The following is a 17,244-nucleotide window of genomic DNA, read 5'->3' on the forward strand; positions in this document are numbered from 1 at the left end:
TCAATGCTTATTCAAAGATTGAAGCTAGCATATACTATGAATTCATATATAACTCGGTCACGTTATTTTACATACGAATAAAACACATTTATAGCTACAATTAGGGAGTCTAGATATTTTTAAAATGGATGCTCTAAAAACTTTCTATTTTAGTTAATTAAAAAATAAAAAGGGATGCTCTAAAAGAACATCCCCCTTTTCCTAAGGGAATCGAATGATATTTAAATCCCTATTGAATGCCGCTGCAGAAGTTACGTTTGAAGCCGTTGTTACAGCTACTCTGACTGTATAGGTAGCCGTTGCAGCAGCAGGTATAACATCAACAAAAGTGTTCGCTAACGGAAATCTTTGTGTTCCAGCGACCGCAAGACTTCTATTAAATATTCTAGTTTGAAGTAGAGACCCATCTCGATAAAGCCTTAATTCAAAAATAATATTGCTGTTTGCAGCATTTACAGCCTCCACCGCAAGAGCATAATCGATTTTAACATTTTGACCAATGCTTACAGCTACACCTGGTACTGTCACAACAGTTACTTCAGTATTTAACGGAACAGTTGGTGGATTATAGACTGAAATTGAGCCTGAGGTATTTGTAAAGAAAAGCGCTGTTTGCGGGCTAGCTGGTCCAGTTGGGCCTGGTGGACCGGTTGGACCTGGCGATCCCTCAACTATCGCCCCTGGTGGTCCGGTTGGACCTGGTGGACCCGTCGCTCCCGTGGCTCCAGTGGCTCCTGTCACTCCGGTTGGACCCGTCGCTCCTGTTGCTCCAGTGGCTCCCGTTACCCCGGTGGCTCCTGTTACTCCGGTTGCACCAGTTGCGCCGGTTACTCCAGTTGCGCCTGTTGCTCCCGTTGGACCTGTTGCTCCGGTCGGTCCGGTTGCTCCCGTTGGACCTGTTACTCCGGTTGCTCCCGTTGCTCCTGTCACTCCGGTTGGACCCGTTGCTCCTGTCACTCCGGTTGGACCCGTTGCTCCTGTCACTCCGGTTGGTCCCGTTGCTCCTGTCACTCCGGTTGGTCCCGTTGCTCCTGTCGCTCCGGTTACTCCCGTCGCTCCTGTCGCTCCGGTTACTCCCGTTGCTCCTGTCGCTCCGGTTACTCCCGTTGCTCCTGTCGCTCCCGTTACTCCCGTTACTCCCGTTGCTCCTGTCGCTCCGGTTACTCCCGTTGCTCCTGTCGCTCCCGTTACTCCCGTTACTCCCGTTGCTCCTGTCGCTCCGGTTACTCCCGTTGCTCCGGTGGCTCCGGTTGGGCCTGTCGGTCCTGTTGCCCCTGTCGCTCCGGTTACTCCCGTTGCTCCTGTCGCTCCTGTCGCTCCCGTTACTCCCGTTGCTCCTGTCGGACCTGTCGCTCCCGTTGGACCCGTTGCTCCGGTTGCTCCCGTTGCACCGGTTGGTCCCGTCGGACCTGTCGGTCCTGTTGCCCCTGTCGCTCCGGTGGCTCCGGTTGCTCCTGTCGCTCCGGTGGCTCCGGTTGCTCCGGTTGGTCCCGTCGGACCTGTCGCTCCCGTTGCTCCTGTTGCTCCGGTCGGTCCGGTGGCTCCTGTCGCTCCCGTTGGACCCGTTGCTCCTGTCGGACCTGTCGCTCCCGTTGGACCCGTTGCTCCTGTTACTCCGGTTACTCCAGTTGCGCCTGTTGCTCCCGTTGGACCTGTTGCTCCGGTTGCACCAGTTGCGCCGGTTACTCCAGTTGCGCCTGTCGCTCCGGTTGCACCAGTTGCGCCGGTTACTCCAGTTGCGCCTGTTGCTCCCGTTGGACCTGTTGCTCCGGTCGGTCCGGTTGCTCCCGTTGGACCTGTTACTCCGGTTGCTCCCGTTGCCCCGGTTGGTCCAGTTGCGCCTGTCGCTCCCGTTACTCCGGTTGCTCCCGTTGCCCCGGTTGGTCCAGTTGCTCCTGTCGCTCCCGTTGCTCCTGTTGCTCCCGTTACTCCCGTTGCGCCTGTCGCTCCGGTTGCTCCCGTTGCCCCGGTTGGTCCAGTTGCGCCTGTCGCTCCCGTTACTCCGGTTGCTCCCGTTGCCCCGGTTGGTCCCGTCGGACCTGTCGGTCCTGTTGCCCCTGTTGCCCCTGTCGCTCCCGTTACTCCGGTTGCTCCCGTTGCTCCTGTTGCTCCCGTTACTCCCGTTGCGCCTGTCGCTCCGGTTGCTCCCGTTGCCCCGGTTGCTCCCGTTGGACCTGTTACTCCGGTTGGACCCGTTGCTCCTGTCACTCCGGTTGGACCCGTTGCTCCTGTCGCTCCGGTTACTCCCGTCGCTCCTGTCGGACCTGTCGCTCCCGTTGCACCTGTTACCCCGGTTGCTCCTGTTACTCCGGTTGCTCCGGTTACTCCTGTTGCTCCCGTTGCTCCGGTTGCTCCTGTTACTCCGGTTGCTCCCGTCGGACCTGTTACTCCCGTTGCACCTGTTGCTCCAGTGGCTCCCGTTACCCCGGTTGCTCCTGTTACTCCGGTTGCGCCAGTGGCTCCTGTTGCGCCGGTTGCTCCTGTTGCACCAGTGGCTCCTGTCGCTCCTGTCGCTCCAGTTGGACCGGTTGCTCCGGTTGGACCCGTCACTCCGGTTGCTCCTGTTGGGCCTGTCGCTCCCGTTGCTCCGGTTACCCCGGTGGCTCCTGTTACCCCGGTTGCTCCTGTTACTCCGGTTGCTCCTGTTACTCCGGTTGCTCCCGTTGGACCTGTTACTCCGGTTGGTCCCGTTGCCCCGGTTGGTCCCGTCGGACCTGTCGGTCCGGTTGCTCCGGTGGCTCCTGTTGCACCAGTGGCTCCCGTGGCTCCTGTCGCCCCGGTGGCTCCCGTTACTCCGGTTACCCCGGTGGCTCCGGTTGCCCCGGTGGCTCCCGTTGCACCTGTCGCTCCCGTTACTCCGGTTGCGCCAGTGGCTCCTGTTGCACCTGTCGCTCCAGTTGGACCTGCTGGGCCTGTTGCACCTGTCGCTCCGGTTACTCCCGTTGCTCCTGTTACTCCCGTTGCTCCTGTTGCCCCGGTTGCTCCCGTTGCTCCTGTTACTCCCGTTGCTCCTGTTGCCCCGGTTGCTCCCGTTGCTCCTGTTGCCCCGGTTGCTCCCGTTGCCCCGGTTGCTCCCGTTGCACCTGTCGCTCCCGTTACTCCGGTTGCGCCAGTGGCTCCTGTTGCGCCGGTTGCTCCCGTTACTCCGGTTGCCCCTGTCGCTCCGGTGGCTCCCGTTGGACCTGTTGCTCCGGTCGGTCCGGTTGCGCCTGTCGCTCCCGTTACTCCGGTTGCTCCGGTGGCTCCTGTTACTCCGGTGGCTCCTGTCGCTCCGGTGGCTCCTGTCGCTCCAGTTGTTCCTGTTGGACCTGCTGGGCCTGTTGCTCCTGTCGCTCCGGTTGCACCTGTTGCGCCGGTTACTCCCGTTGCTCCTGTTACTCCGGTGGCTCCGGTTGCCCCGGTTGGTCCCGTCGGACCTGTTACTCCCGTTGCACCTGTTGCTCCGGTGGCTCCTGTCGCCCCGGTGGCTCCTGTCGCTCCTGTTACTCCGGTGGCTCCTGTTACTCCGGTGGCTCCTGTTACTCCGGTGGCTCCTGTTACTCCGGTGGCTCCGGTTGCCCCGGTTGGTCCCGTCGGACCTGTCGGTCCTGTTGCTCCTGTCGCTCCGGTGGCTCCCGTTGCTCCCGTAGCTCCGGTTACTCCCGTTGCTCCCGTCGGACCTGTTACTCCCGTTGCACCTGTTGCTCCGGTGGCTCCTGTCGCTCCGGTTGCTCCCGTTGCTCCTGTTACTCCGGTTGCTCCTGTTACTCCCGTTGCTCCTGTTACTCCCGTTGCTCCTGTCGCTCCGGTTACTCCCGTTGCTCCCGTTGGACCTGTTACTCCGGTTGGACCCGTTGCACCTGTCGCTCCGGTGGCTCCTGTTGCTCCGGTGGCTCCCGTTACTCCGGTTGCTCCCGTTACTCCGGTTGCTCCTGTTGCACCAGTGGCTCCTGTCGCTCCTGTCGGACCTGTCGCTCCAGTTGGACCCGTTGCTCCTGTTACTCCGGTGGCTCCGGTTGCTCCGGTTGCACCAGTGGCTCCCGTTGGACCCGTTGCTCCTGTTACTCCGGTTGCTCCTGTTACTCCGGTGGCTCCGGTTGCCCCGGTTGGTCCCGTCGGACCTGTCGGTCCTGTTGCTCCTGTCGCTCCGGTTGCACCAGTTGCGCCGGTTACTCCAGTTGCGCCTGTTGCTCCCGTTGGACCTGTTGCTCCGGTCGCTCCGGTGGCTCCCGTTGGACCTGTTACTCCGGTTGCTCCCGTTGCCCCGGTTGCTCCCGTTGCTCCCGTTGGACCTGTTACTCCGGTTGGACCCGTGGCTCCTGTCGCTCCGGTTGCTCCCGTGGCTCCTGTTGCTCCGGTTGGGCCAGTCGCTCCGGCTGGGCCTGTGGCTCCTGTTGCTCCGGTGGCTCCTGTTGCTCCGGTTGGGCCTGTTGCTCCCGTCGGACCTGTTACTCCCGTTGCACCTGTTGCTCCGATGGCTCCTGTCGCTCCAGTGGCTCCGGTTGCACCAGTGGCTCCCGTGGCTCCTGTCGCCCCGGTGGCTCCGGTTGAACCCGTTGCTCCGGTTGGTCCTGTTGGTCCTGTCACTCCAGGTTGCTCGATTGTTAACATAGCAACATCATCAATTAAAATTGGAGCTCCGTTTGAAAGAGGAAGTTTTTGAATCAAGAGTGTACCTACTGCTGCTCCAGGTGGCGCGATCTCAGTTGTTGCATATATTTCATTCCAAACATTACTCGCAAAAAGATGATTCACAGGAACTGTAATGCTTAATCCCTGTTCCAAAAAGTTAAATGAAGCATCATAAAAATCTACTACTACTAAAATATCAGGATTGGAGTTGTTATTTGCTTTAGAGATGGATAAAAGAAATTCAAAGTTTTCCCCTGGATTTACCGGAAAACTTTGAGCCAATATTGCAATAGATGTAGTTAATAAACTAGCACTGAAAAAACCGGAGTGACTAAAATTGGAAGTTATTGAAGCATTGAAACCCGACCAAGGTGAAAGAGAGCCTGTTTCAAATCCTCCATTCGTTATTCTATTTTCGATTGGCAAACATATTTCACCACCTTTTTTTAAAATAGAGATTAAAACATCCCTCAAATAGAAGTATGAAAAATACATAAGAATCGTATAGATAAAATCCTCTATTTTCATTCTTTTTACAAACAGAAAAAAAGGAGGGTTTTTTAAGATAAAGATTTAATTCTAAATATAGTTTTAATATCCTAGGTTATGTGCTAAGGTTTTTGACCTTCTTTTAAAGGTCAATCAAAATAAGGCTTGCAGCTCATGTCATACCTTCGGCATTTTTTCTTTACCAAATAAAAAATCCCCTTAAGCATGTACGTTATACATTGCCTAAAGGGATTTCTATAAACTAATCAAAAATTATAGCATTTAAAGACCTTGTATTTACTGTTGCTGAAAGAAGATTTGTGCCAGTAACATTTAATCTAATTTCATAAGATTGAGAGCCTGCACCCGGAATGTCAATCCAAGTTATATTAGGAATTTCGCTATATACCCGAACGGTTCCTGCCGATTTTTCATCTTGAGCATCAGCAGACACTTCAGCAACCACTTCTCCATTTCTAATCAAACTGAAAATAACACTATAGCTAAAAGCAGTAGCAGGCCCTATGACTATATCTACTTCAGCCATAGAATCCAGTTTTATGTTTTGGTCAGCTGCAGAAACAATAGACGTTGTTAAAACTGATGTTTCCGTTCCAATGGTTAATGTTTGCGGAGAGGTTGACTGAGCTGGGGCTGCAAGTAAGCTTCCTGGTCCGGTTGGGCCAGTCGGACCTGTTACTCCCGTGGCTCCGGTCGGTCCTGTCGCTCCCGTTGCACCAGTTGGACCCGTGGCTCCGGTTGCTCCTGTTACTCCCGTTGCTCCTGTCGCTCCGGTGGCGCCTGTTGCTCCGGTTGCTCCTGTCGCTCCGGTGGCTCCCGTTGCTCCGGTCGGTCCTGTCGGTCCTGTCGCTCCCGTTACCCCTGTGGCTCCTGTTGCTCCCGTCGCTCCGGTGGCTCCTGTTGCTCCGGTTGCTCCTGTCGCTCCGGTGGCTCCCGTTGCTCCGGTCGGTCCTGTCGGTCCTGTCGCTCCCGTTACCCCTGTGGCTCCTGTTGCTCCGGTGGCTCCCGTTACTCCGGTGGCGCCTGTTGCTCCGGTTGCTCCTGTCGCTCCGGTGGCTCCCGTTGCTCCGGTCGGTCCTGTCGCTCCCGTTGCTCCGGTCGGTCCTGTCGCTCCCGTTGCTCCGGTCGGTCCTGTCGCTCCCGTTGCTCCGGTCGGTCCTGTCGCTCCCGTTGCTCCGGTCGGTCCTGTCGCTCCCGTTGCTCCGGTCGGTCCTGTCGCTCCCGTTGCTCCGGTCGGTCCTGTCGCTCCCGTTGCTCCTGTTACTCCCGTTGCTCCGGTCGGTCCTGTCGCTCCCGTTGCTCCGGTCGGTCCTGTCGCTCCCGTTGCTCCTGTTACTCCCGTTGCTCCTGTCGCTCCTGTTACTCCCGTTGCTCCTGTCGCTCCTGTCGGTCCGGTGGCTCCTGTTGCGCCTGTCGCTCCGGCTGGGCCTGTGGCTCCTGTTGCGCCTGTCGCTCCTGTCGCTCCCGTTGCACCAGTTGGACCCGTGGCTCCTGTCGCTCCCGTTACCCCTGTGGCTCCTGTTGCTCCGGTTGCTCCCGTTGCACCAGTTGGACCCGTCGCTCCCGTGGCATTCAACAAAGCAACATCATCAACAAAAATATTCGCGGTTCCCGCTTGCGGAAGATTGTTGATTAAAATGAATGCCTGTGTGGTTCCTGACGGAGCCGGAGTTGTCGTTTGGTAAACTTCCAGCCACGTCCCGTTTTCGACAGCGGGTATTCTCCCTGCCGGAATGGTAGCAAATAGACCGTTTCCAAGAAAGTTAAACTGATTGTCAAAATAACTGACCTGTATTGTGACCGAAGGAGCCGGAAGAAAGCCGGTTTTCGCCAAAGAAACGAGAAATTCCTCTCCTTCTCCCGGACTTGCCGGAACAAATTGTGCAATGAAGGAAGTAACTGTTCCGCCAATAAGAGCTGCCGAGAAAAACCCCGAATGGGAAAATAGGCTTGTAACAGCAGCATTTGCACCTGCCCAGGGAGGGAGGGACCCGTTTTCAAAACTGCCGTTAATCACTGCGTTTTGAATGGACATGTTTCCACCCCCAATTCTTTCATATATTCGCTGCAATTACCTTTCAATAGAAATTGAAGCTTTATATACTATGACTTTTTCTCTCAAGCAGTCACGTTATTTAACATATATTCTCTCAAAGTCAATAACCGTCACTCGATAGAAGACGGTTATTTCATCACCCTGCCCGGGTTGCCGTAAGCGGTTTTTCCGGCGGGAATATCTCTTGTGATGACGGCTCCGGCGCCGATTACGGCGTGTTCTCCGATAACGACAGATGGCAGCAATGTCGCATTGTTGCCGATTTTTGCTCCCCTTTTAATCGTTGGACCTTTATATTGATAATTTCCCGTTCCCATATATTTATCATTTGATGTTGAACAGCACGGACCGATGAATACTTGATCTTCGATTTCCATATCGGCGGTGATATAGCATCCCGTTTGGACGGTAACCCTGCACCCGATCTTTGTATTGTTCTCAACCATGGCGCTTCGGCCGATGATGCTTTCTTCTCCGACTGTTACATTTTCGCGGATGCTTGCCATATCGCCCACAAACACGCCCTTTCCCAAGCGGACGTCTCTGTAGATGACAACGTTTGAACCGATGACGGATCCATCTTCAATCACCAAAGGTCCGCCTGCTTTTTTCGGCTGGCGCGCCATTTTTTTATTTGAAGAAGTCTCTTTGCCGAGTACGGCCAAATCGCCGATCATCACTCCGCTTCCGAGCTGTGTATCCTTCTTGATGATCGCATGGTGGCCGATCGTCACGTCATCCCCGATCGCCACGTTTTCTTCAATGACGGCACCTTCTCCCAATACCACGTTCTTTCCAACCTTAACGGTCTCATGAATCATTCGCATAGCCTCCATTTCTCATGCCTTGCCTTTGGCATCATATTCAGATTGGACGCGATGAGAAACGGCTCCACACAAAAAAACACGGCCGCCGTCAGGCGAACCATGCTACTTTTCCCGTCTTGCAAAATCGACAAACCGGAATTTATCAAGCCGGTGTCTGCTTTCCGTATATTGAAACAGTGTCGTGTCATCGAGGAACACATAGTTTTTCACGACGACGATGTGCTCATATCCGTTTAAATCCAAATATGTTTGATCCGTTTCCGTACACGGCTCAACGACGATTTCCTTGTGGGCATAGCTGATCGCGAGTCCAAGCTCCTCCTCAATATATTGATAAATGGAATCCTCGCATATCTCTTTCGTTAAAAGCGGGACGCTTTTACGGATAAAATAATCCTTATCAAGGATGACGCGCTCTCCGTTGATTGTCCGGGACCTGACGACTCGCCATACCTCTTCGTCTTCTTTGATCCGAAGCTGTTTTTGGATATATACACCCGGATGGGTCAAGCCGAATTCATGTACGGTCGTGCTCGTCTCTCTTCCAAGCGTTTCGGAAAGCTCTTTAAAACTGACCAGTCCGGAAACCGGGAACTGCATTTTTTCCCTGTTGAGGACGACTGATCCTTTTCCCCTGATTTTTTGAATGTAGCCGTTTTGAGCAAGCATATTCAGCGCTTTTCGAACGGTTTCCCTCGACGTGTCGTGCCGGTCTGTCAGATCGTGTTCCGACGGCAGGATATCGCCGGCGTTCAGGATGCCCTGATCGATTTGTTCGGCGATTTCTTTATAAATCATGACATATTTGTTGACTTTCATTTTTTACCACCCAGCTTAGTTTAGCATGGTTTGGCAAGATGATAAACTATCGATTGATAAGGCTTTACCGTAAAACGGCCGAATTGTTCCGGAATCTCCGGATCGTTTGTGATCAGAACCTCGGCAGAATACCCTTCGCAATCGATAGTTTCAGGCAGGCGGAACTCGGTTTCCTTGCCGTAGAAATTATTGATGACGAGGAGCTTTTCGTTTTTTCCGTTTCTTATATATGCGAAAAGCTGCGGATCGCCTTCAAGAATGAGCTGAAAATCGCCTGTTGTGATAATCTCGTATTCTTTCCGCAGCTCATTCAGCTTTTTATAATGGTAAAAAACCGAATCGGGATCTTGCAGCGCTTCCTCGGCATTGATGTCTTTGTAGTTTGCGGGAATCGGAATCCAAGGCGTTCCCGTCGTAAACCCTGCGTTTTCCCCGCCGTTCCATTGCATCGGTGTCCGCGAATTATCGCGCGATTTCGCTTTTAAGATGCCGATGATCTCTTGTTCGGGCTTTCCTTCTTCTTTCATTAAGCAATACATATTTATAGATTCCACATCCCGATACTGCGAAATATCATCAAATTTCGGATTGGTCATTCCGATTTCTTCACCTTGATAAATGTAAGGGGTGCCTTGCAGCATATGGATCGCCGTCGCCAGCATTTTCGCCGATTTTTTGCGGTGCTTCCCGTCGTCCCCGTAGCGCGAGACGATCCGCGGCTGATCGTGGTTGCACCAGAACAGCGCATTCCAGCCGCCTCCTTTATTCATCTCCGTCTGCCATTCAGAAAGAATCTTCTTTAATTTCAAGAAATCAAATTCGCTTAAGCTCCACTTTTCCCCGTTTGGATAGTCGACCTTTAAATGATGGAAGTTAAACACCATATTCAGCTCTTGACTGTCAGGGTTCGTGTATTTGATGCAATCGGCAATTGATGTCGATGACATTTCTCCGACTGTCATGCTGTCATATTGTGAAAAGACTTCCCTGTTCATTTCATGCAAAAATTCGTGAACGCGCGGACCGTCTGTATAAAACCTCCGTCCGTCTCCTTGGTCGTCATCCGGAAAGCGCTGGTCTTTGGAAATGACATTGATGACGTCGAGCCTGAAGCCGTCAATCCCTTTTTCGAACCAGAAATGCATCATCTCATATACTTTTTTTCTGACCTCTTCATTCTCCCAATTCAAATCAGCCTGCGTCACATCGTAAAGATGGAGATAATATTGACCCGTCTTTTCATCAAATGCCCATGCGGAGCCGCCGAATTTCGACTCCCAGTTCGTCGGCTCTGATCCGTCCGGCTTCCCATCCTTCCAAATATAAAAATTCCGGTAAGGATTGTCTTTCGCCGATGATGCTTCTTTAAACCATCTGTGCTCTGTCGACGTATGGTTGACGACAAGATCCATGATCACCTTTAAGCCGCGTTTGTGGGCTTCCTCCAACAACCGCTCAAAGTCCTCCATTGTTCCGTAATCTTCATGAATCCGGTAATAGTCGCTGATGTCATAGCCGTTGTCACGTTGAGGAGATTCGTAGATCGGCGTCAGCCAAATGACATCACAGGAAAGCTCTTTTATGTAATCAAGCTTTTCGATGATGCCCTGAATATCGCCGACACCGCTTCCTGTCGTGTCGTTGAAGCTTTTCGGATAGATTTGATAGACCACGGCTGTTTTCCACCATGGCTGTTGTTTCGTTTCCATTATCAGCACCACCACTTTCTTTCTATTGAAAAGGGAAAAGAGACCGCAACATGCGTCTCTTCCCGTTTAGGATTTTTGTTTCATTCTTGCATAGACGTATGTTCCGGCAAACGGCGCCACCAGCACAATAGCCATTCCGATCGCAAACGCGCCCCAATACTGGCTCATGATTGAGAAAATGCCCGGGACGCCGCCGACTCCGACAGAGCTCGCCAAAACGCCTTGTGAGGAAATATACATTCCGGCAAGCCCGGAGCTGATCATCGCGATGATAAACGGAAACCTGTACCGCAGGTTCACCCCGAATATCGCCGGTTCTGTAATGCCGAGATAAGCGGAAATACCTGATGTTAAAGAAAGCCCTTTTTGTTTTTCATCTTTTACAATGAACATCATCGCAAGCGCCGCCGACCCTTGAGCGATATTGGAGAGCGCGAGCATCGGCCATAAAAATGTCCCGCCGAGCTTAGAGCCGATGAGCTGCAGGTCAACCGCAAGGAACGTGTGATGCATTCCGGTTATGACGAGGGCCGAGTACAACCCGCCGTACAAGAGGCCCCCAAGAGCTGCGAATGTGCCGAATACCGCAATAAACCCGGAAGTTAAAGCGTTTCCAATTGCAAATGTAACCGGCCCGATGATGATAAACGACGCAAAGCCTGTCACAAGCAGCGTGATCGGAGCAACGACGAGCAGCTGAATGCTTTCGGGAGTCCGCTTCGTTAAAAACAGCTCAATTTTCGCAAGCAAATAGGAAGCGATCAATATCGGCAGCACCTGCCCCTGGTACCCGACCTTCTGCACCTCAAGGCCGAAAAGGTTCCAAACGGGGATTTTTCCGCTTTGCTCCGCAGCACCGTATCCCCAGGCGTTTAAGAGATCCGGATGCACCAGCATGACGCCGAGCACGATCCCAAGAAGCGGATTGCCGCCGAAACGCTTCACGGCCGACCAGCCGATTAAGGCAGGCAGAAAGGCGAATGCCGTTCCCGCAATCAAATTGATCATATTGGCCAGATCAGCCCACTGCGGATAAACTTGAACGATCGACTTCCCGCTGAAGAAAATGTCCTGTGCCGTTAAAATATTGTTGATCCCCATCAGCAATCCAGCTGTAACAATTGCCGGAAAAATCGGAATAAAAATATCTGCAAGCGTTTTCACGGCACGCTGCAAAGGATTCATCTTTTTCTCAGCAGCTTTCTTCACATCATCCTTCGTGGCTTCGCCGATTCCTGTTTCCTTCACGAACTCGGCGTATACGCTGTTGACCGTCCCCTGGCCGATCACCACCTGAAACTGGCCGTTCGCCGAAAACGATCCCTTCACGACGTCAATTTGATCAAGCGCCTCTTGATCAACCTTGCTTTCATCTATTAATGCAAATCGCAAACGAGTCACACAGTGAGTGGCCGCTGCTATATTTTCCGCACCGCCGATAGCATCGGCAATTTGCCGTGCAGATCTGTTCAGTTCCCCCATGCCAACCCCTCCGTTCTATACTTGTATATACATGTTATGCTTTTATTGTATATCTGTATATACAAGTAGTCAACAGATTTTTTACAGCGCTTTCAAAAAAATAAAAAAACAGACCTTTAAGGTCTGCCTCTATTTCTGCTAACGGCCGAACCGGCGATACACCTTATCTTTATAAAAAGCGGACGCAGGTTTGTCGAACAGGCCTTTTTTGTCTGCAAGCCTGTCAAGCTTGAGCCTGTTTTCCGTTTTTCTTTCCATCAACCGCTCGCGTTCGCTTTCGTCCGTACATTTGGCGATCAATTCTTCAATGGTCATCAGCTCTTTTTTCAAAGCCCCTTCATCACCGGCCATTCCGGCGTTTTTCAGCACCCTGTAAGCCATCCGGAGATCTTCTGGAACATGGGCTGCTTCATCTTTTTTAAGCGGCTTGCCCATTCCCGGCAGCCTGTCAAACTCCCCGTCCTCAATCGCCCGCTTAATTCTGTCCTCAGAGATTAGATATGAGAAATCCATGTTCTCACCAGCCTTTTTCATTCATATTATAAATCAGTCTGCCATAAAACAATAACAGAGCCAATACTAGTCTGCGCAAAATATTTCCAGATCGCTGAAAAATCCTCAAAAAACCGTTTTCCGCCGGGGGTTTTGCCGTTTCTTCGGCCGGCTCAGTTAACGCTTTTCTAAATCGGCATTTCATGGTATATTTTATACATTCGTTTTTTCTTTCGTTCCGATGGTTTTATGCTGATCCGGAAAAAGGAGTGTAACAATGAAAAGATTTATAAAGGAAAGAGGGCTTGCCTTTTTTCTGATAGCCGTTGTATTGCTATGGCTAAAAACGTATGCTGCTTATGTAATTGAATTTAATTTAGGAATAACCAACATAGTACAAAAGATTTTGCTTTTTGTGAATCCGATTAGCTCAAGCTTGTTCTTTCTTGGATTTGGACTTCTGTTCAAGAAAAAATTACAGCAGACAGCCATAATAGTGATTCATTTTTTAATGTCTTTTTTGCTTTACGCAAACATCGTATACTACAGATTTTTCAGTGACTTTATCACGCTGCCTACGATCATGCAGGCAAGAACAAACGGCGGACAGCTCGGGGACAGTATTTTCTCATTAATGCATCCTCTCGATGTCTTTTATTTTATCGATACGATCATATTGATCGCATTGGCCGTTTTTTATAACAGACCGTCTGAAAAAACGACAAAGCGTCCGTTTAAAATCGTAATGGGTGCAAGCATCCTGGTCTTTCTCGCCAATCTTGCAGTTGCGGAGATGGACCGTCCGGAGCTTCTCACCCGCTCATTTGACCGGAACTACCTTGTGAAGTATTTGGGCACATACAACTTCACAATCTACGACGCGGTTCAAAACATCAGGTCAAACAGCCAGCGCGCCTTTGCAAAATCAAGCGATGTTACAGACGTCGAAAACTATATCAAAGCCAATTATGATAAGCCGGATCCTAAGTATTTCGGAAAAGCGAAAGGCATGAACGTCGTCTATATTTCGATGGAATCGCTGCAGAATTTTATCATCGACTATAAGGTTGACGGCAAAGAAGTTACGCCGTTTTTAAACTCGCTGGCACACGACAATGAAACGTTCTATTTCGATAACTTTTTCCACCAAACTGGACAAGGTAAAACATCAGACGCCGAATTTATGATGGACAACTCGCTGTATCCTTTATCACAAGGTTCGGTATTCATCAATAAAGCGCAAAACACGCTTCAGTCGGCACCGGCGATTTTGAAATCCCAAGGCTATACATCCGCGGTTTTCCACGGCAACTACAAAACGTTCTGGAACCGCAATGAAATGTACAAAGCCATCGGATATGACAAATTTTTCGACGCGACGTACTACGATATGAGCGAAGAGAATACGAAAAACTACGGCATGAAGGATATACCGTTCTTCAAAGAATCCATGCCGCTGTTAAATAGCCTGAAGCAGCCGTTCTATACGAAGTTCATCACGCTGTCAAACCATTTCCCGTTTGAAATGGATGAAGGCGATACAGACTTCCCGGCCGGAAACACGGGCGACAGCGTCGTTGACCAGTATTTCCAATCGGCTCATTACATGGATCAGGCGCTCGAACAGTTTTTCAACGATCTGAAAAAATCAGGATTGTATGATAATACGATTGTGGTCATGTACGGCGACCACTACGGCATTTCTGAAAACCATAATAAAGCGATGTCCAAAGTATTGGGCAAAGATATTACACCGTATGAGAATGCTCAATTACAGCGGGTTCCGCTGTTCATCCACGCACCGGGTGTCAAAGGGGTAAAATCCCACAAATACGGCGGCGAAGTCGATGTGGAACCTACCCTGCTTCACTTGATGGGCGTGGATACGAAAGATTACTTGATGAGCGGTTCCGACCTTCTGTCTCCTGAACACCGCGAAGTGATTCCGTTCAGAAACGGCGACTTCATTTCGCCGAAGTACACGAAAACGAACGGAAACTACTACGATACGAAGACAGGCAAGCTCCTCAGCGAAAAAGACGTCGATCCGAACATCGATGAATCGGTGAAAAAAGAGCTTGAAATGTCGGATAAAATCGTCGACGGAGATTTGCTGCGGTTCTATAAACCGAAAGGATTCAAGGCAATCGATCCGAACGACTACGACTACACCAATCATAATCCGAAAAGCTCCGAATCCGACGCATCTAAAGCAACGACATCGGAGTCCGGACAATGATCAAAAACACCTGCTTTCTTAGACGGAAGGCAGGTGTTTTTTCGCCGCCAGGCCGCGCTGTTCCTTTTTCGGGAACAGATATGGTAAGCTTGATGTAGAATATAAAAAAAGAAAGCGGGAATGAACTGTGATTGTAACGAATGACCAAGAGCTTGAAGGGCTCAAAAAAATCGGCAGAATCGTCGCTTTGGCGAGGGAAGAAATGAAGGCAAAAGCCGAGCCCGGCATGAGTACAAAAGAGCTCGATCTGATCGGAAAGCAGGTGCTTGAAGCCCACGGAGCCGCATCAGCTCCGGAGAAAGAATACGATTTCCCGGGAACGACGTGCATCAGCGTCAATGATGAAGTGGCCCACGGCATTCCGAGCACTTCTACGATTTTAAAAGAAGGAGATTTGATCAATATCGACATTTCGGCTGAATTCGGCGGCTACTATTCAGACACCGGAATTTCATTCGTATTGGGCAATGGCGATGAAACGCTGCACAAGCTGTGCCAATGCGCAGAAAGCGCTTTTCAAAAAGGGCTCGAGCAGGCGCGGGCCGGAAAAAAACAAAACCAAATCGGCAGAGCCGTATACAACGAAGCGAAGGCAAACGGATTTACCGTCATTAAAAACCTGACCGGCCACGGGATCGGAAAAAAGCTTCACGAAGCGCCGAATCACATTCTAAACTACTATGATCCGTTTGACAGCGCGCTCTTCAAAAACGGAACCGTCATCGCACTGGAGCCGTTTGTTTCGACCAAAGCCGAACATGTTGTAGAAACAGGAGACGGCTGGACGTTCAAAACGCCTGACGGAAGCCTGGTGGCGCAGATCGAGCATACGATCGTGATCACGAAAGGCGAACCGGTCATTTTAACGAAGCTGGATTAATCGATAAGCGCAAACCCGGACTGCCGTCAAAGTCCGGGTTTTTTATGTTACAATAAAAAACAGCATGGCTGAAAGGAGCTCTTTTATTTATGTTGTTTGCCATCATCGGACTGATTTTTTTCATCGAAAGCGTGATATTAACCGTATATGCCCATAAAAAAAAGAACGGTTTTTTGAAATACATCGGAATCGTTCTCAGCATGTTGATTCTTGCGATGGTCATCACCAGTCTGATCTATCGTTAACCTTTCGATTCATACCTTTAGACTGATTCGAAAGAATCAGTTTTTGAAAATTTCGTTATGCCCCTTTTCAACGCTTTTGGATGGATGTTAGAATGCCAATTAATCCATGATGGAAAGGAGTTTTCTGACATGCATTACGGAAGCAAAGGCTGGTATGTTCAAGAATTGAAAAAACTGGGGATGACGACGTATGAAGGAAGAAAGCTTCAAAGCTACAAAACGCACTTTTTAGCGAATCTGCTTGACACTGTAAAAAAATAATCATGACGCCGCACCGTTTTTCCGGTGCGGCTTTTTTTATGCGCCCAGCTGCTTTATAAATGCCGCCCTCCAGCTTTCTGACAAAGCCTCGACCTCAAGGATCTTCCGAATGGCTGGCTGATTATTCCGGTCATGGTACATCAAACGGTTTGCATATGCGACAGTGATTTCGTGCGCGTCACGGGAGACGAAGCGCAGCCGCGAATCAGGTACAACGATCCCTTCTTCCAGCACCCTGAAATAAAAGCCGCTGTAGCCGGTGTCCCTTACTTTCAGCACCATATCTTTGACATTCAGCTTTTTGGCGAGCTTAAAACAAGGCTGCCGCGGCTGGCTCACCTGCACCAGCGCTTCACCGAGCTTGAAAATGTCACCAATGCATACATCTTGTTCGGTTAATCCTTTGACAGACAGATTTTCGCCGAATGCAGCCTGAGGAAGCTTTTCGCCAAGCGCGTTCTCCCAATACGGATAATGGTCAGCCGGATAGACGCACACGGCCTTATCCGCGCCCCCGTGATGGACGAGATCGGCCTGCTTGTCGCCGTCAAAATTCGTCCTGCTCAAAAATACGGGAGAGCCGGCGGGACGTTTAAAAATCGCCGTCTCCACTTTCTTCCCTTCAAATTCGCATACCTCCGGCGATCCTACATAAATTGACGAAATCTCATACTCTTTTTGATCCAAATCATCACGCCCTTCCTATATTTTCATATTGTAGCGATTCGCATTCTTCATGTCCATCCCGTGATCGAAAAACGGGAAATATGATAGCATAGAAGAAAAGGGGTGTTCTAGGGTGCTTCAATATCGGATCATTGTTGACGGACGCGTCCAAGGCGTCGGCTTCCGCTACTTCGTACAAATGGAGGCGGATAAACAGAAACTGACCGGTTGGGTCAAAAACCGCGATAACGGCACTGTGGAGATCCGTGCCGAAGGGCCTGAAGAAAGCCTGAAACAGTTTCTGAAAGCCGTCCAAAAAGGAAGCCCGTTTTCACGCGTCACAGACGTCACAGTCGAGGAAACGAAACAGCTTGACGGATACCAGAAGTTTAACATCTCATATTATTTTTTCGTGTCTCTTGACTTCTTCAGGGAAATACTTTAGCA

Annotated in this window: 13 protein-coding genes; 5 read left to right on the top strand and 8 right to left on the bottom strand. The window is 50.7% G+C overall.

Annotated elements, in window-relative coordinates; translation table 11 throughout:
• Nucleotides 1-201 precede the first annotated feature (201 nt).
• The 7 genes from MHB78_RS19530 to MHB78_RS19560 form a co-directional block, all read right to left on the bottom strand.
• Entirely contained in the window at nucleotides 202-5,019 is a 4,818-nt protein-coding gene (locus MHB78_RS19530) for an NTTRR-F1 domain (RefSeq protein ID WP_340034111.1), read from the bottom strand.
• A gap of 343 nt (nucleotides 5,020-5,362) precedes the next feature.
• Nucleotides 5,363-7,156, bottom strand: a complete 1,794-nt coding sequence (locus tag MHB78_RS19535) for an NTTRR-F1 domain (RefSeq protein ID WP_065894195.1) — start codon at nucleotides 7,154-7,156, stop codon at nucleotides 5,363-5,365.
• Between the two features lie 149 nt (nucleotides 7,157-7,305).
• Nucleotides 7,306-7,998 carry an acyltransferase gene (locus MHB78_RS19540; RefSeq protein WP_046130362.1) on the bottom strand — a complete coding sequence of 231 codons (693 nt, stop codon included), beginning with the start codon at nucleotides 7,996-7,998 and terminating at the stop codon, nucleotides 7,306-7,308.
• Between the two features lie 108 nt (nucleotides 7,999-8,106).
• The gene (gene treR / locus MHB78_RS19545; RefSeq protein ID WP_046130363.1) at nucleotides 8,107-8,823 is read right to left on the bottom strand and encodes a trehalose operon repressor; all 717 of its coding nucleotides are present in this window, start codon (nucleotides 8,821-8,823) and stop codon (nucleotides 8,107-8,109) included.
• Between the two features lie 20 nt (nucleotides 8,824-8,843).
• A complete protein-coding gene (treC, locus tag MHB78_RS19550; protein WP_046130364.1) occupies nucleotides 8,844-10,532 on the bottom strand; it encodes an alpha,alpha-phosphotrehalase in 1,689 nt (562 codons plus the stop codon).
• 66 nt (nucleotides 10,533-10,598) lie between these two features.
• Entirely contained in the window at nucleotides 10,599-12,014 is a 1,416-nt protein-coding gene (gene treP, locus MHB78_RS19555) for a PTS system trehalose-specific EIIBC component (protein ID WP_046130365.1), read from the bottom strand.
• A gap of 138 nt (nucleotides 12,015-12,152) precedes the next feature.
• Nucleotides 12,153-12,527, bottom strand: a complete 375-nt coding sequence (locus tag MHB78_RS19560) for a DUF1992 domain-containing protein (RefSeq protein ID WP_046130366.1) — start codon at nucleotides 12,525-12,527, stop codon at nucleotides 12,153-12,155.
• A 256-nt stretch (nucleotides 12,528-12,783) separates the two neighbouring features.
• On the opposite strand from MHB78_RS19560, the gene MHB78_RS19565 reads away from it, so the two are divergent.
• From MHB78_RS19565 to MHB78_RS19580, 4 genes are all read left to right on the top strand, one after another.
• Complete coding sequence (locus tag MHB78_RS19565; RefSeq protein ID WP_046130368.1) at nucleotides 12,784-14,745, top strand: LTA synthase family protein; 1,962 nt, start codon at nucleotides 12,784-12,786, stop codon at nucleotides 14,743-14,745.
• Nucleotides 14,746-14,872: 127 nt separating this feature from the next.
• Nucleotides 14,873-15,625, top strand: a complete 753-nt coding sequence (map, locus tag MHB78_RS19570; protein WP_046130369.1) for a type I methionyl aminopeptidase — start codon at nucleotides 14,873-14,875, stop codon at nucleotides 15,623-15,625.
• 89 nt (nucleotides 15,626-15,714) lie between these two features.
• Complete coding sequence (locus MHB78_RS19575) at nucleotides 15,715-15,870, top strand: hypothetical protein (RefSeq protein WP_099047022.1); 156 nt, start codon at nucleotides 15,715-15,717, stop codon at nucleotides 15,868-15,870.
• A 129-nt stretch (nucleotides 15,871-15,999) separates the two neighbouring features.
• On the top strand, nucleotides 16,000-16,131 hold the full coding sequence (locus MHB78_RS19580; RefSeq protein ID WP_065894194.1) for a YflJ family protein: 132 nt from the start codon (nucleotides 16,000-16,002) through the stop codon (nucleotides 16,129-16,131).
• 36 nt (nucleotides 16,132-16,167) lie between these two features.
• Here the strand turns inward: MHB78_RS19580 and MHB78_RS19585 are convergent, their stop codons facing one another.
• Nucleotides 16,168-16,818 carry an MOSC domain-containing protein gene (locus MHB78_RS19585; protein WP_046130370.1) on the bottom strand — a complete coding sequence of 217 codons (651 nt, stop codon included), beginning with the start codon at nucleotides 16,816-16,818 and terminating at the stop codon, nucleotides 16,168-16,170.
• Between the two features lie 112 nt (nucleotides 16,819-16,930).
• Between MHB78_RS19585 and MHB78_RS19590 the strand changes: the two genes are divergently transcribed.
• The gene (locus tag MHB78_RS19590) at nucleotides 16,931-17,242 is read left to right on the top strand and encodes an acylphosphatase (protein WP_046130371.1); all 312 of its coding nucleotides are present in this window, start codon (nucleotides 16,931-16,933) and stop codon (nucleotides 17,240-17,242) included.
• Nucleotides 17,243-17,244 lie beyond the last annotated feature (2 nt).

Origin of the sequence: Bacillus sp. FSL K6-0138, assembly GCF_037982765.1 — a bacterium.
GTDB classification, from domain to species: Bacteria; Bacillota; Bacilli; order Bacillales; family Bacillaceae; genus Bacillus; species Bacillus glycinifermentans.

What these genes read in the sequence shown, in the direction of transcription:
- MHB78_RS19535 (WP_065894195.1), bottom strand. Translation starts at nt 7,156, where the DNA reads ATGTCCATTCAAAACGCAGTGATTAACGGCAGTTTTGAAAACGGGTCC.
- MHB78_RS19540 (WP_046130362.1), bottom strand. Translation starts at nt 7,998, where the DNA reads ATGATTCATGAGACCGTTAAGGTTGGAAAGAACGTGGTATTGGGAGAA.
- treR (WP_046130363.1), bottom strand. Translation starts at nt 8,823, where the DNA reads ATGAAAGTCAACAAATATGTCATGATTTATAAAGAAATCGCCGAACAA.
- treC (WP_046130364.1), bottom strand. Translation starts at nt 10,532, where the DNA reads ATGGAAACGAAACAACAGCCATGGTGGAAAACAGCCGTGGTCTATCAA.
- treP (WP_046130365.1), bottom strand. Translation starts at nt 12,014, where the DNA reads ATGGGGGAACTGAACAGATCTGCACGGCAAATTGCCGATGCTATCGGC.
- MHB78_RS19560 (WP_046130366.1), bottom strand. Translation starts at nt 12,527, where the DNA reads ATGGATTTCTCATATCTAATCTCTGAGGACAGAATTAAGCGGGCGATT.
- MHB78_RS19565 (WP_046130368.1), top strand. Translation starts at nt 12,784, where the DNA reads ATGAAAAGATTTATAAAGGAAAGAGGGCTTGCCTTTTTTCTGATAGCC.
- MHB78_RS19575 (WP_099047022.1), top strand. Translation starts at nt 15,715, where the DNA reads ATGTTGTTTGCCATCATCGGACTGATTTTTTTCATCGAAAGCGTGATA.
- MHB78_RS19580 (WP_065894194.1), top strand. Translation starts at nt 16,000, where the DNA reads ATGCATTACGGAAGCAAAGGCTGGTATGTTCAAGAATTGAAAAAACTG.